General features: G+C 72.5%; 10 protein-coding genes and 2 pseudogenes. 11 read left to right on the forward strand and 1 reads right to left on the reverse strand.

The features are described from left to right. Window positions 1-91: 91 nt before the first annotated feature. Window positions 92-1,243: a glutamate--cysteine ligase gene (locus KSP35_RS03125; RefSeq protein ID WP_216998848.1), complete on the forward strand. Its 1,152-nt coding sequence runs from the start codon at window positions 92-94 to the stop codon at window positions 1,241-1,243. Between the two features lie 78 nt (window positions 1,244-1,321). Then, a complete protein-coding gene (locus KSP35_RS03130) occupies window positions 1,322-2,437 on the forward strand; it encodes an amidohydrolase (protein WP_371748949.1) in 1,116 nt (371 codons plus the stop codon). A gap of 157 nt (window positions 2,438-2,594) precedes the next feature. Here the strand turns inward: KSP35_RS03130 and KSP35_RS03135 are convergent, their stop codons facing one another. Then, window positions 2,595-4,679 (reverse strand): membrane dipeptidase, encoded by a 2,085-nt coding sequence (locus KSP35_RS03135; protein ID WP_216998850.1) that lies wholly within the window; start codon window positions 4,677-4,679, stop codon window positions 2,595-2,597. Window positions 4,680-4,848: 169 nt separating this feature from the next. On the opposite strand from KSP35_RS03135, the gene queA reads away from it, so the two are divergent. The 9 genes and pseudogenes from queA (at window position 4,849) to KSP35_RS03170 (ending at window position 13,525) form a co-directional block, all read left to right on the forward strand. Continuing rightward, a complete protein-coding gene (gene queA, locus KSP35_RS03140) occupies window positions 4,849-5,895 on the forward strand; it encodes a tRNA preQ1(34) S-adenosylmethionine ribosyltransferase-isomerase QueA (protein WP_216998852.1) in 1,047 nt (348 codons plus the stop codon). Then, window positions 5,892-7,013, forward strand: a complete 1,122-nt coding sequence (gene tgt / locus KSP35_RS03145) for a tRNA guanosine(34) transglycosylase Tgt (protein WP_216998854.1) — start codon at window positions 5,892-5,894, stop codon at window positions 7,011-7,013. The genes queA and tgt overlap by 4 nt, the downstream gene beginning before the upstream one ends. Window positions 7,014-7,109: 96 nt before the next feature. Then, window positions 7,110-7,499 (forward strand): preprotein translocase subunit YajC, encoded by a 390-nt coding sequence (yajC, locus tag KSP35_RS03150; RefSeq protein WP_216998856.1) that lies wholly within the window; start codon window positions 7,110-7,112, stop codon window positions 7,497-7,499. A 32-nt stretch (window positions 7,500-7,531) separates the two neighbouring features. After that, window positions 7,532-7,774 (forward strand): annotated as a pseudogene (locus tag KSP35_RS25500) (protein translocase subunit SecD); the annotation flags it as partial. Between the two features lie 67 nt (window positions 7,775-7,841). Continuing rightward, complete coding sequence (gene secD / locus KSP35_RS03155) at window positions 7,842-9,290, forward strand: preprotein translocase subunit SecD (RefSeq protein ID WP_216998858.1); 1,449 nt, start codon at window positions 7,842-7,844, stop codon at window positions 9,288-9,290. Further along, the gene (secF, locus tag KSP35_RS03160; RefSeq protein ID WP_216998860.1) at window positions 9,287-10,726 is read left to right on the forward strand and encodes a protein translocase subunit SecF; all 1,440 of its coding nucleotides are present in this window, start codon (window positions 9,287-9,289) and stop codon (window positions 10,724-10,726) included. Before secD ends, secF begins: the two co-directional genes overlap by 4 nt. Further along, window positions 10,723-11,253 carry an adenine phosphoribosyltransferase gene (locus KSP35_RS03165; protein WP_305853100.1) on the forward strand — a complete coding sequence of 177 codons (531 nt, stop codon included), beginning with the start codon at window positions 10,723-10,725 and terminating at the stop codon, window positions 11,251-11,253. The genes secF and KSP35_RS03165 overlap by 4 nt, the downstream gene beginning before the upstream one ends. 156 nt (window positions 11,254-11,409) lie before the next feature. After that, window positions 11,410-11,769 (forward strand): annotated as a pseudogene (locus tag KSP35_RS23920) (HD domain-containing protein); the annotation flags it as partial. 97 nt (window positions 11,770-11,866) lie between these two features. Continuing rightward, window positions 11,867-13,525 carry a bifunctional (p)ppGpp synthetase/guanosine-3',5'-bis(diphosphate) 3'-pyrophosphohydrolase gene (locus KSP35_RS03170; RefSeq protein WP_254126961.1) on the forward strand — a complete coding sequence of 553 codons (1,659 nt, stop codon included), beginning with the start codon at window positions 11,867-11,869 and terminating at the stop codon, window positions 13,523-13,525. The last annotated feature ends 52 nt before the right edge of the window (window positions 13,526-13,577 follow it).

Here is a 13,577-nt window from a genome sequence, read left to right on the forward strand (position 1 = left end):
TGGGGGGAGGCGCACGTCCCGACCGGGCCAGGGGTAGGGGCCGCCTAACCTGCGGCCGTCCCTGTGGGTGGCAACCGAACGGAGCACCGCCGTGCAGATCGACTTCAACTCCTCGCCCGGGCCGAGCCTCGGCATCGAGGTCGAGCTCGAGCTGGTCGACGCCGAGACCGGGGCCCTCGCGTCGGCCGCCACCGACCTGCTGGCCGAGCTGGGCGAGGGCCACCCGCAAGGTGAGCACCCCAAGGCCAAGCACGAGCTCTTCGAGTGCACCGTCGAGATCATCACCGGCATCTGCGGCACCGTCGCCGATGCCCGAGCCGACCTCGAGGCCACCCTGGCCGAGGTCCGTGGTGCCGCCGAGGCACGGGGCCTGGCGCTGCTGTGCTCGGGCACCCACCCGTTCTCGGCCTGGTCCGACCAGCAGGTCAGCCCCAACCCGCGCTACGCCCGGCTGGTGGAGGAGATGCAGTGGATGGCCCGGCGCCTGCAGATCTTCGGGGTCCACGTGCACGTGGGCATCCGGTCGCCCGAGAAGGCCATCTCCATCGCCAACGCCCTCGCCGGCTACATCCCGCACTTCCTCGCCCTCTCGGCGTCGAGCCCGTACTGGGAGGGCCGCGACACCGGCCTGGCGTCGAGCCGGTCGAAGGTGTTCGAGGGCCTCCCCACCGCCGGGCTGCCGGCCCCCATCGAGAACTGGGCCGACTTCGAGCAGTACATGGAGACGCTGGTGAGCTCGGCGGCCATCTCCACCGTGCGGGAGGTGTGGTGGGACATCCGACCGCACCCGGAGTTCGGCACCGTCGAGCTGCGCATGTGCGACGGGATCCCCACCATGTCGGAGATCTGCGCGGTGGCGGCGCTGGCCCAGAGCCTGGTGGCCCACCTCGACGGCCTCGACGACCGGGGCTTCACCCTGCCCCGGCACAAGGAGTGGATCCTGCGCCAGAACAAGTGGCGGGCCGGGCGCCACGGCCTCGACACCGACCTCATCGTCGACCAGCAGGGCCGGCTGGAGCCGGCGCGCGACGCCATCACCGCCCTGGTCGAGGAGGTCACGCCAGCGGCTGGGCGGCTGGGCTGCACCGACGAGCTGGCCCACGTGGGCCGCATGCTCGAGGTGGGCCCCTCCTACGAGCGGCAGCGCAAGGTGGCCGGGCCCGACGCGGCGGGGCCCGACGCCCTCAAGCCGGTGGTCGACGCCCTCGTGCGCGAGCTGGCCACCGACACCATGGGCGCATGAGCGCCGGCGCCCCCCCACGAGGCCCTGGCCGCCGCCGTCGGCGCGCTGGAGCCCGAGCTGATCGCCATCCGGCGGGACCTGCACGCCCACCCGGAGCTGTCCTGGCAGGAGCACCGCACCACCGCCGTGCTGCGCGACCGGCTGCTCGCCGCCGGCCTGCCCGCCGTGGTGGCGCCCATGGGCACCGGCGTGGTGTGCGACGTCGGCCGCGGTGGCCCGATCGTGGCGATCCGGGGCGACATCGACGCCCTGCGCCTGCCCGACACCAAAGACGTGCCGTACCGCTCCACCGTCGAGGGCGCGTGCCATGCGTGCGGCCACGACCTGCACGCCAGCGCCACCCTGGGCGCGGCCCTGGCCCTGGCCGCCACGCTCGAGGCCTCGGGCACGCCCGGCACCGTGCGGGTGCTGCTGCAGCCGGCCGAGGAGGCCGTGCCCGGCGGGGCCTCGGCCCTGGTGGCGGCGGGCGTGCTCGACGGCGTGCAGGCCGTGTTCGGGCTCCACGCCGACCCGTCGCTGGAGGTCGGCCGCATCGGGGCCAGCGCCGGGCCGATCACCTCGGCGGCCGACCAGCTCGAGGTCCGCCTGAAGGGCCCGGGCGGGCACACCGGCCGGCCGCACCAGACCGCCGACCTCGTGCACATCGCGGCCCGCGTGGTCGTCGACCTGCCCATGTCGCTCGGCCGCCTCTCGGACCCGCGGGACGGGCTGAACCTCACGTTCGGGTCGATCCACGCCGGCAACGCCCCCAACGTGGTGCCCACCGAGGCCCGGATCCTCGGCTCGCTGCGCGCCTCGGGCCGCGGCGCCTGGGAGGCAGCGCCCCGGCACCTGCCCGCGCTGCTGGCGGCCATCGTCGAGCCGCTCGGCGCGACGTGGGAGCTCGACCACCAGCGGGGCGCACCGCCCATCGTCAACGACCCGTGGGCGGTCGGCCTGGTGGCCCGGGCGGGGTCGGCCATCGTCGGCGCCGACCACCTCGGTCCCACCCAGCAGAGCGCTGGAGGCGAGGACTTCTCCTGGTACGGCGACCTGGCCCCGCTCGGCTACGTCCGCCTCGGCGTCCACCGCCCCGGCACCGACCGGGTCGACATCCACGCCAGCAGCTTCGACCTCGACGAGCGGGCCATCGCCCTCGGCGCCCGCCTCCTGGCCGGCGCCGCCTTCGAGGCCCTCCTCGACCTCACCGCCTGACCGCCCCCACCCCTCGACCCCTCGAACTTGTCGCACTTGGCCGACGCATCGGTCGACAAGTGCGACGAGTTCGTGTGGTTGGTCCTCCCACCCTCGAACTCGTCGCAGTTGGCCGACGCATGGGTCGACAACTGCGACAGGTTCGTGTGGTTGGTGGTCAGCGGCCGGCGGCGGTCTGGGCCTTCTGCCACATCTGGAGGTAGGCCTCGGCGCCGTGGGACAGGTCCTCGACGATCTGGGGGCCGGCGAGGTGGCGGAGGTCCTCGATGTAGTCGGGGAACAGGCCGTAGTTGGCCACGCCGTCGACGTTGACGTCCCAGCGGCGGGTGCCGGACACCGACTGCGACATGGTGGTGCCGCCGTCGAAGGTCTTGTACGGGTACGTGACCGGGTTGGCGGCGGCGCCCGGGCGGGGGCCGGCCTGGGCGCCGAGGCCGTTGGTGTCGGAGCCGTAGCCGACGCCGAAGTAGGACCCAGCCGGCCGCAGGGACCGGGCCAGCTTCCACGCCGTCACGTAGTCGGGGGCGGTGCGGGCATACGGCGCCACCACGCCGCCGAGCGCCTGGAGCCGCTTCTGCGAGGTGGCGTCGCCCCAGCTGTGGCTGCTGATCAGGCCGGGGTAGTGCAGGCGCTCGAGCACCCCGAGGGCCTCGTTGCGGGCCTTCACGCTGAAGTGGTCGGTCTCCACGATCATCCCGCGCTCGGCCATGCCCTCGATGGTGTGGATGCCGAGGTCGGTCAGGCCCCGGGGGTTGCAGAGGGGGCCGGGCGGATAGGCGGGCAGGTCGCCGTCGAGCAGCGGGGCCACGCCGAGGCCGAGCACGGCGTAGACGGTGGCCTGGTTGCCCGACAGGTTGGTGGGGGAGTTGTCCGCCTCGGCGCCCGCGGCGCAGGGCACCGGTTGCCACCACTCGCCGGTGGCCCACTTGTTGCCGACGTTCACGAGCAGGCCGGTGGCGTCGTCGTCGTACGCGGTGCCGCCGAGGGCGTTGTCGAACTTGTGCACGGGGAAGAGCGACCGCACGCCCATGGCGTAGACCTCGTCGAGGTTGCGATCGATCTGGGCCGCGGTGCACCTCGGCGTGTCGCCGGTGCGGCCGCAGTCGAGCACCTCGGAGACCTCGATGCCCAGGACGACGGCCAGCTTGCCGTCGTTGATCACCCGGCGGGCCTCGGCCGGCGACTTGACGATCCGGAAGAAGCCCTTGCCCGGCCCGCCGAACTGGGCGTCGATGTAGTCCTGCAGGTCGCGGAGGTCCTGGGCCTGCAAGCGGGCGGAGTCCATCTCGTTGCAGCTGGTGCCGGCCTTCAGGGGATAGATCTCGCACAGGGCCCGGTTCTCGACCAGGTCGGTGACCATGACGCGCAGCCCGCCGCGCCACGCCCGCTCGATCCAGCGCCAGTAGGTGCCCTCGTGGGTGAGCGAGTCGGCCCGGGGCCAGCCCTTGAAGCTGGGCCAGCCGTCGGTGTCGTGGGTGCCGACGGGGACACCGGTGGCGAAGAGGTTCTCGGCCGCCGCCGCCACGCCGTTGGGCTGGTGGTCGAGGCAGTCCTCCAGGGCGACGGTGACGCCGTAGGGGCTCCAGGGTCGCCCGCAGTGGAACTTGCCGCCGAGGAAGCGGAAGGCCGACACGTGGGTGTGGGCGTCGAGGAAGCCACGCACCGGTGCCGTGGGGCTGGCGCCCTTGAACGGCGTGCCGGTGGCGCCGGGGGAGATGTCGGGCCACGCGGTGCAGCCGGTGGCCGGTGCCAGGCTCCAGCGGAACTGGCCGGCGGTGCCCTGCACCAGGCGGCCGCCGCTGGCGGTCACGGCGAGGCCCCGACCGCCCTCGAGTGCGGTGAAGGCGAGCTTGCCGTCGCGGGTGGTGAGCTTCCAGTCGGCCGTGGGGCCCGGCGTGGCGGTCGTCGTGACGGCACCGAGCGCGCCGACCTGGGGCATCTGGCCACCCGTGCCGAAGAGCAGGTAGCGGCCGAGCGCGGTGGCCTGGAGGCGGAAGGGGGTGGCGGTCTTGGCGTCGGTCCGGGTGGCGACGTAGCCGAGGGCGTCGCGGGCCACGTAGCGCCCGGTGGTGTCGTCGCGCAGGGCGTAGCAGCCGTTGGCGAAGGCGTAGACGTCGATCGGCCTGGCCGGGGCGGTCGTCGGCTCGCAGGCGGCGAGCCCGGTCACGGCGAGGGCCAGGACCAGCAGCGAGGCGGCGGCCCAGCGCGTCGTCGCGCCGATGCGCCCGTTCGTCGGTCCCACGTGTCGATCTCCTCCGTCGTCGGTGCCCGTGCGCCCGCCCGGGCCTCGCGCCGGGCCCGGTGCCGGCGTCCCGGACGGGTTCGCCCCGGCACCGGACGATCCCTGCCGGGCCCGGTGTGACCTGCGGCGGGTGGGGGCGGGGGCGAGCGGTTCGTAGGATCCTCGGGCCATGGACGCCGCCGAGCTCGACTACGACCTGCCGGCGTCGGCCATCGCCCAGCACCCGGTGGAGCCCCGCGACGCCGCCCGCCTCCTGGTGGACCAGGGCCCGGGCCGGGCGCCGGAGCACCGCACCGTCGCCGCCCTGGCCGACCTGCTCGACCCGGCCGACGTGCTGGTCGTCAACGACACCCGCGTGATCCCGGCCCGGCTCCACCTCCGGAAGGCCACGGGTGGGGCGGTCGAGGTGCTGCTCCTGGAGCGGCGGCCCGAGGGCTGGTGGGAGGCGCTGGTGAAGCCCAGCCGTCGGGTGGCGCCCGGCTCGGTGCTGGTGCCGGCTGCGGACGGGCCGTCGGGCGACGTGCGCGTGGAGGTGGGGGAGGTGCTGGGGGCCGACGGCCGGCGCCGGGTCACCGTCCACGGTGGCACCGACGACGACCTCGCCGTCCTGGCCCAGGTCGGCGAGGTGCCGCTCCCGCCGTACATCCACGAGCCGCTCGCCGACCCCGAGCGCTACCAGACCGTCTTCGCCCGCCACCCCGGTTCGGTGGCCGCTCCCACCGCCGGGCTGCACCTCACCGACGCCGTCCTCGACCGGTGCCGGGCCCGCGGGATCACCGTCGTGGCGGTGGAGCTGGTGGTGGGGCTGGGCACCTTCCGCCCGATCACCGCCGACCGGGTGGAGGACCACCCCATGCACGCCGAGCGCTACCGCATCCCGGCTGCCACCCGGCAGGTGCTGCAGGCGGACCGCGCCGGAGGGCGGGTGGTGGCGGTGGGCACCACGGTGGTCCGAGCCCTGGAGAGCTGGGCCGAGACCGGCGCGGACGAGGGCGACACCCGCCTCTTCATCCACGGCGATCGCCCCTTCGCGGTGGTCGACCGCCTGCTCACCAACTTCCACGTCCCGCGGTCGTCGCTGCTCGCCCTCGTGCAGGCCCTGGTGGGCCCACGCTGGCGCGACCTCTACGCCGAGGCCCTCGCAGAGGGCTACCGCTTCCTCTCCTTCGGCGATGCCATGCTGCTGCGCCCCGACCCGGCAGGACCCCCGGCATGAAGCTCACCATCGACGTCGCCGCCACCGACGGCGCAGCCCGCACCGGCACGATCGCAACGCCGCGAGGTGTGCTGCCCACGCCGCTGTTCATGCCGGTGGGCACCAAGGCCGCGGTGAAGACCCTCACCCCGCCGGACCTGGAGGCCCTGGGCGTCCCGCTCATCCTCGGCAACACCTACCACCTCATGCTCAAGCCGGGCGCCGACCTCGTGGCCGACCTGGGCGGCCTCCACCGGTTCATGAGCTGGGACGGCCACGTGCTCACCGACTCCGGTGGCTTCCAGATCTTCTCGCTCAAGCCCAAGGTGACCGACGAGGGCGCCACGTTCCGGTCGACGTACGACGGCTCGACGCACCACCTCAGCCCGGAGGAGGCCGCCGTCATCCAGAGCAAGCTCGGCGGCGACATCCAGATGGTGCTCGACGTGTGCCCGCCGCTCCCGTCGACGGACCGGGTGGTGCGCGCCGCGGTGGAGCGGACCGGGCGCTGGGCCGAGCGGGGGCGCCGCTCGTTCCTGGAGCAGGGCGGCTGGCGGGCGGACCGGGGGCTGGACCAGGCCCAGTTCGGCATCGTCCAGGGCGGCATCGACCACGCCCTGCGGGCCGAGAGCGCCCAGCGCACGGTGGCCATCGACTTCGACGGCTACGCCATCGGCGGGCTGTCGGTGGGGGAGACCCGGGCCGAGATGGTGCCGGCGCTCGCCGCCGCGCTGGCCCACCTGCCCGAGGACCAGCCCCGCTACCTGATGGGGGTGGGCGACCCGGCCAGCATCGTCGAGGCGGTGGGCCTGGGGGTCGACCTGTTCGACTGCGTGCTGCCCTCGCGCCACGCCCGCCACGGCACGGTCCTGACCGGCGAGGGCCGGCTCATGATCAAGAACCTGGCCTACGAGCGCGACGAGGGACCGCTCGACGCGACGTGCCCGTGCTCGGTCTGCGCCCGCTACACCCGGGCCTACCTGCGCCACCTGCACCGCCTCGGCGAGCCCACCGGCGCCCACCTCCTGACGGTCCACAACGTGGCGTGGCTGTCGAACCTGGTGGTGGGCCTCCGCGCCGCCATCGCCGAGGGTCGCTACGACGCAGCTCGCCGCGCCGTGCTCGACGTCTGGGGCTGACGCGCGACCCCGATCATCCGTTGCGGTGATCCCAGGGCGCCGACGGCCAAGGTCTAAGGTTCCCGAGGCCTTTTCCCGCGCTCCTCAGGACCCTCGTTGCCCCAGCTGATCCTCACCCTCCTGCTGATCGGGATCGGGTGGTTCTTCCTCATCCGGCCCATGCAGGCCCGGGCGAAGGCCCAGCAGGCCACCATCGCGGTGCTCCAGCCCGGCGATCGGGTGATCACCGCCGGCGGCATCCACGGGGTGCTGACCGAGGTCCACGAGGAGACGGTCCAGATCGAGGTGGCACCTGGGCTCGAGCTCACGCTCGCCCGGCCCGCCATCGCCCGTCGCCTCGACCCCGAGGACGACACCCAGCTGAACAGCAGTGACCTCGACGCCAACGACGGCGTCGAGGACGGCATCCCCGGCCGGACCGGGGACCATGCGGAGGACAACGTGACCCACGAGACCGACGGACCGAGCACCGGAGGCCCGGCGTGACCCGCCGCAGCCTGCTCGTCCCCCTGCTCTTCATGGTCGTCGCCGCGGTGGTCGCGGTGGGGGCCTCGGTCGGCTCGGGCACCAAGCCCACGCTCGGCCTGGACCTGCAGGGCGGCTTCTCCGTCGTCCTCCAGGCCAAGAAGGTCAACGGCGTGCTCCCTTCGGAGGAGAGCGTCGAGAAGGCCAAGGACATCATCCGCCAGCGCGTCGACGGCCTCGGCGTGGCCGAGCCCGACATCACCCGGCAGGGCCGCACGGTCATCGTGCAGCTCCCCGGCGTGAAGAACCGGGCCAAGGCGGAGTCGGTCGTCGGCTGCACCGCCCGCCTCGAAGTTCCGCCCCGTGCTCGCGGTGGCCGCCAACCCCGATGCGGTCACCTCCACGACCAGCAAGAAGGGCACCACGACCACCACCGAGAAGGGCGCCGCGAGCACCACCTCCACCACGGAGGCCGACGCCGGCAGCACCACCTCCACCACGGTCGACGGCTCCGGCGAGGGCGGCTTCGGCGCCGTCGGCGTCGGGACGGGCGAAGGCGCCCTGCCGGTGCAGTTCGCCCCCACCACCACGACCACCACGGCGCCCACCACCACGTCGACGGCCCCGCCGGCCACCACGACCACGGCACCCGGGGCCAGCACCACCACCGCCCCCGGCGCCACCACCACCACGGCGGCCGGCGACACCAGCACCACCACCCCGGCCGCGGCCGGCAGCACCAGCTCCTGCAGCGACACCGCAGCCGGCGGCACCACCGGCAAGGGCACCACCACCACGACCACGGCTCCCACCGCCGACGGCTCGGTGACCGTGCCGTCCGACGACGGCCAGCTGATCTACACCCTCGGCCCGCTCGGCTTCTCCGGCGACGCCCTCAGCAAGGCCACCGCCACCCTGCAGAACGAGTGGTCGGTGAGCGTCTCGGTCAAGACCTCGAAGCAGGCCCAGGCCAACGCCGCCTTCAACGAGTGCTACAGCGGCGGCACCACCTGCCCGGCCCAGACCCAGGACGGCCGGGGCTCCATCGCCATCGTCCTCGACGGCAAGGTCCTCTCGGCCCCCGCCGTGAACGGCCCGGACCTGGCGTCGGACACGTTCACCATCACCGGTGACTTCACCGAGGGCGAGGCGAAGGACCTGGCCCTGGTGCTGCGCTACGGCTCGCTCCCGGTCGAGTTCGACCAGGCGGCCCTCCAGCAGGTCTCGGCCACCCTCGGCGCCGACTCCCTGCGGGCCGGGCTCATCGCCGGGCTCATCGGCGTGGCCGCCCTGGCCCTCTACATGATCCTCTACTACCGCGGCTTCGGCATGGTGGTGGTGGTCAGCCTGTTCGTGTGGTCCGGCCTCATGTACGGCCTGGTCTGCCTGCTCTCGGAGCAACAGGGGCTGGCGCTGACCCTCGCCGGCATCACCGGCATCATCGTGTCGGTGGGCACCACGGTGGACACCTACGTCGTGGTCTTCGAACGGGTGAAGGACGAGTTGCGGGAGGGGAGATCGGTCCGATCGGCCACCGAGCGCGGCTACCAGAGCGGCATCAAGACGGTGTTCACCGCCAACGGCGCGGCGTTCATCGGCGCCTTCCTGCTCTGGTACCTCACGGTCGGCCCCGTCCGGGGCTTCGCCTACTTCCTGGGGATCTCCGTGATCCTCGACCTCGCCGTCGCGGTGCTCTTCACCCGACCGCTGATCCTGCTGCTCGGCCGCTCGCCCAAGTTCGCTCGGGCCCGCTTCTTCGGCATCGGCACCTCCACCGACCAGGTGAACCTCTCGAAGGAGGCGTCGGCATGACCGGTCCGCTCACCGAGCAGAAGCCCCACGGCGTGCTCAAGCGCCTCTACCACGGCGAGACCCGGGCCGACATCGTCGGCCGCTGGAAGATGTGGTTCGCCCTCTCGGGCGTGCTGCTGCTGATCGGCCTCGCCGGCATCGCCACCGGCGGGATCAAGCTCGGCATCGACTTCACCGGCGGCACCGTCTGGCAGGTCGAGGCGGGCAAGGCCGAGGTGGCCGACGTCCAGAAGGCCATGGCCGACCTCGGCTACGACGACGTGCAGGTCCAGGAGCTCACCCAGGCCGGCGCCAAGGGCGGCGACGCCCGCTTCCTGCGGGTGGAAGCCGAAGCCACCTCGAGCCCCACCAAGGCCACCACCTCGGCGCTCGACAAGGCCGGCAAGGGCCTCCGCGGCCTCGACGTGCCCGACGCCGCCCAGGGCCGCATCGACGCCGTCCACGACAACCTCGATGCCATCGACGGCCCGTTCCAGACCTCGGTCCCGGCCCCGCTGAAGGCCATCCAGTCCGAGATCGACAAGCTCCCGGCCCGCCTGAAGGCCATCAAGGGCGACGCCGCCAAGGCCACCAGCGCCCGCAAGGCGGCGGCCCGCATGCAGGCCGACGTCGACCAGCTCGACACCCTCGAGCAGGCCGAGCGGTCCCGGGTGGGCCAGGACGTCACCAGCGAGCTGGCCAAGCTCACCGGCACCCCGGCCTCGCAGGTCACCGTCGACACCGTGGGCCCGTCGTGGGGCAAGCAGATCTCGAACAAGGCCCAGACGGCCCTCATCGTCTTCCTCATCGCCATCACCATCTTCATCACCATCCGCTTCGAGCTGAAGATGGCCATCGCCACGGTGGTGGCCCTCTTCCACGACCTCCTGATCGTGATCGGCCTCTACGCCGTGTTCCGGTTCCCGATCACGCCGGCCACGGTCGTGGCCCTGCTCACCATGCTGGGCTTCTCCATCTACGACGGCATCGTGGTGTTCGACCGCGTCAACGAGAACACCAAGCTGCTCAACGCCAAGAGCAAGATGACCTACACCGAGATGGCGAACCTCTCGCTGAACCAGGTGCTGATGCGCTCGCTGAACACCTCGATCACCTCGCTGCTGCCGATCCTGTCGGTGCTCGTGGTCGGTGCGTTCGTCCTCGGCGTCGGGACGTTGGAGGAGTTCGGCCTGGCCCTGTTCCTCGGCCTGCTGTCGGGCGCCTACTCCTCGATCTTCATCGCCACCCCGCTGCTCGCCATGCTCAAGGAGCGCGAGCCGCAGTACCGGGACCTCCGGGCCCAGATCGCCGAGCGGGGCCACGGCACCGTGGTCTCCAAGGAGCAGGCCCGCGAGGAGGACGATCCCGATCCGGTGAAGACCGCCATCCTCGCCGGCCCGGCGTCGCGGCCCACCGGCCCGCCGCCCCGGCCCCGCAAACAGGGGCGCAAGCGGTGAGCGGCACCATCGACCTCGACGCCTACATCCGCGACATCCCCGACTTCCCGAAGCCGGGGGTGGTGTTCAAGGACATCACGCCGCTGCTGGGCGACCCCATCGCCTTCCGGGCCACCATCGACGGCCTCACCACGCCGTTCGCCGACGAGGGGATCGACAAGGTGCTCGGCACCGAGGCGCGGGGCTTCATCCTCGCGGCGCCGGTGGCGTACCACTTCGGCGCCGGGTTCGTGCCGGTCCGCAAGGCCGGCAAGCTGCCCTGGGAGATCGAGCGCCAGGAGTACAAGCTCGAGTACGGCACCGACCTGCTGGAGATCCACCGCGACGCCGTGCACCCCGGCGAGCGGGTCCTGGTGGTCGACGACGTGCTGGCCACCGGCGGCACCGCAGCGGCCACGGCCCGACTGGTCGAGAAGCTCGGCGCCACCGTGGTGGGCTTCGCCTTCCTGATCGAGCTGGCCTTCCTCGACGGGCGATCCGGCCTGCCCGAGGGCATCCCGATCACCAGCCTGCTCACCTACTCCTGAGCGGCCGCCGGGCGGGTTGCCGACGCCCGTAGAGTGCTGAGCATGTCGACCGTGTCGCGCGTGCTCCCCTGGCGGCGGTCGAGCGCGCCCGCCTCGGTGGAGACGGCGCCGCTGCTGGCGTCGTTCCGCGACCACCACCCCAAGACCTCCACGGCCATGATCTCGCAGGCCTACGAGCTGGCTGCGGCCGCCCACGTGGGGCAGACCCGGCGCAGCGGTGAGCCGTACATCCACCACCCGCTGTCGGTGGCCCAGATCGTGGCCGACCTGGGGCTCGACGACGTCACCATCACCGCGGCCCTGCTGCACGACTCGGTGGAGGACACCGGCGTCACGCTGGAAGAGCTGGCGGCCACGTTCGGCGACGAGGTCGCCCAGATCGTCGACGGCGTCACCAAGCTCGACCGCGTGCAGTTCGACTCGAAGGCCGCCCAGCAGGCCGCCTCCATGCGCAAGATGCTGGTGGCCATGGCCAAGGACCTCCGGGTCCTGATGATCAAGCTGGCCGACCGGCTGCACAACATGCGGACCCTCGGCGCCATGGCGCCGGAGAAGCAGACCCGGATCGCGCGAGACCCTCGACGTCTACGCCCCGCTGGCCCACCGGCTCGGCATGCAGGACCTCAAGCAGCAGCTCGAGGACCTGAGCTTCGCCACCCTGCACCCCAAGCAGTACGCCGAGATCGACCACATGGTCGCCAACCGCGCCCCCGAGCGCGAGCTCTACCTCGAGCAGGTGCTGGAGCAGGTCCGCCAGCGCCTGGCCGAGCTCGGCGTCGACGCGGACGTGAGCGGCCGGCCGAAGCACCTCTGGAGCATCTACGAGAAGATGGTGGTCAAGGGCCGCCAGTTCGACGACATCTTCGACCTGGTGGGCATCCGGGTCCTGGTGGACTCCGTGCGGGACTGCTACGCCGCCCTCGGCTCCATCCACGCCACGTGGCGACCGGTGCAGGGTCGGTTCAAGGACTACGTGGCCATGCCCAAGTTCAACCTGTACCAGTCGCTGCACACCACCGTCGTCGGGCCGCAGGGTAAGCCGCTGGAGGTGCAGCTGCGCACCACCGAGATGCACCAGCGGGCCGAGTTCGGCGTGGCCGCCCACTTCGCCTACAAGATCGGCTCGCCCACCGACGAGCTGGCCTGGCTGAACCGGATCGTCGACTGGCAGCAGGAGACCTCGGACCCGGCCCAGTTCATGGAGACGCTCAAGGTCGACCTGGAGCAGGACGAGGTCTACGTCTTCACGCCCAAGGGCAAGGTCGTCACCATGGCGAAGGGCGCCACGCCCATCGACTTCGCCTACGCGGTCCACACCGAGGTCGGCCACTCCTGCGTGGGCGCCCGGGTCAACGGCCGACTCGTCTCGCTGAACCACCAGATGACCTCCGGCGACACCTGTGAGATCTTCACCTCCAAGGTCGAGGGCACCGGGCCCAGCCGGGACTGGCTGCAGATCGTCCAGACGCCCCGCGCCGCCAACAAGATCCGGCAGTGGTTCTCGCGCGAGCGCCGCGAGGACGCCCGTGAGACCGGGCGGGAGGACCTGCAGAAGCAGCTGCGCCGGGAGGGCCTGCCCACCCAGAAGCTGCCGGCCTCGCTGCTCACCGAGGTGGCCACCGGCCTGAACTACGTCGACGTCGACGCCCTGTACACCGCCGTCGGCGAGCACCACGTGTCGCCCGAGTCGGTGGTGGCCCGCATCTCGAAGCTCCTGCGCTCGGGCGACCCCGCACGCGAGGAGCAGCTGCCCACCACGGTCAGCGGCACCCGCAACATGAAGGCCACCAAGCCGGGCGCCGGGGTGCACGTCGAAGGCCTCGACGACGTCATGGTCCGCCTGTCGCGCTGCTGCACGCCCGTGCCGGGCGACGAGATCATCGGCTTCGTCACGCGCGGCCGCGGCGTGTCGGTGCACCGGGCCGACTGCGCCAACGGCCACTCCCTGCAGACCGGCCAGCGCGACCGCCTGATCGAGGTCGAGTGGGACGAGGACTTCGCCGGCGGGTCCTTCGTGGCCTCCATCGAGGTGCGAGCGCTCGACCGGCCGCGGCTGCTCCGTGACGTGTCCAGCGCCCTGGCCGACCACCACGTGAACATCCTCGCCTGCAACATGAAGACCGGCGGCGATCGCATGGCCGCCATGCGCTTCGACTTCGAGCTCGGCGACCCGTCGCACCTGAGCGTGGTGCTCGGCTCCATCCGTGGCATCGACGGCGTCTACGAGTCCTACCGCGTCCTGCCCGGCGCCGCCGCCTCCGGCGAGGGCTAGGTCCTGGCCGGGACGGGCCCCGGAGGTCTACGATCACCGCCGCACCGCGCCG

This window comes from Aquihabitans sp. G128 (assembly GCF_019048865.1).
In the GTDB taxonomy this organism is placed as follows: Bacteria; Actinomycetota; Acidimicrobiia; order Acidimicrobiales; family Iamiaceae; genus Aquihabitans.

Excerpts from the sequence above, each read along its gene's own strand:
- queA (WP_216998852.1), top strand. The coding sequence starts at position 4,849 with ATGGACGCCGCCGAGCTCGACTACGACCTGCCGGCGTCGGCCATCGCC.
- tgt (WP_216998854.1), top strand. The coding sequence starts at position 5,892 with ATGAAGCTCACCATCGACGTCGCCGCCACCGACGGCGCAGCCCGCACC.
- secF (WP_216998860.1), top strand. The coding sequence starts at position 9,287 with ATGACCGGTCCGCTCACCGAGCAGAAGCCCCACGGCGTGCTCAAGCGC.
- KSP35_RS03170 (WP_254126961.1), top strand. The coding sequence starts at position 11,867 with ATGCAGGACCTCAAGCAGCAGCTCGAGGACCTGAGCTTCGCCACCCTG.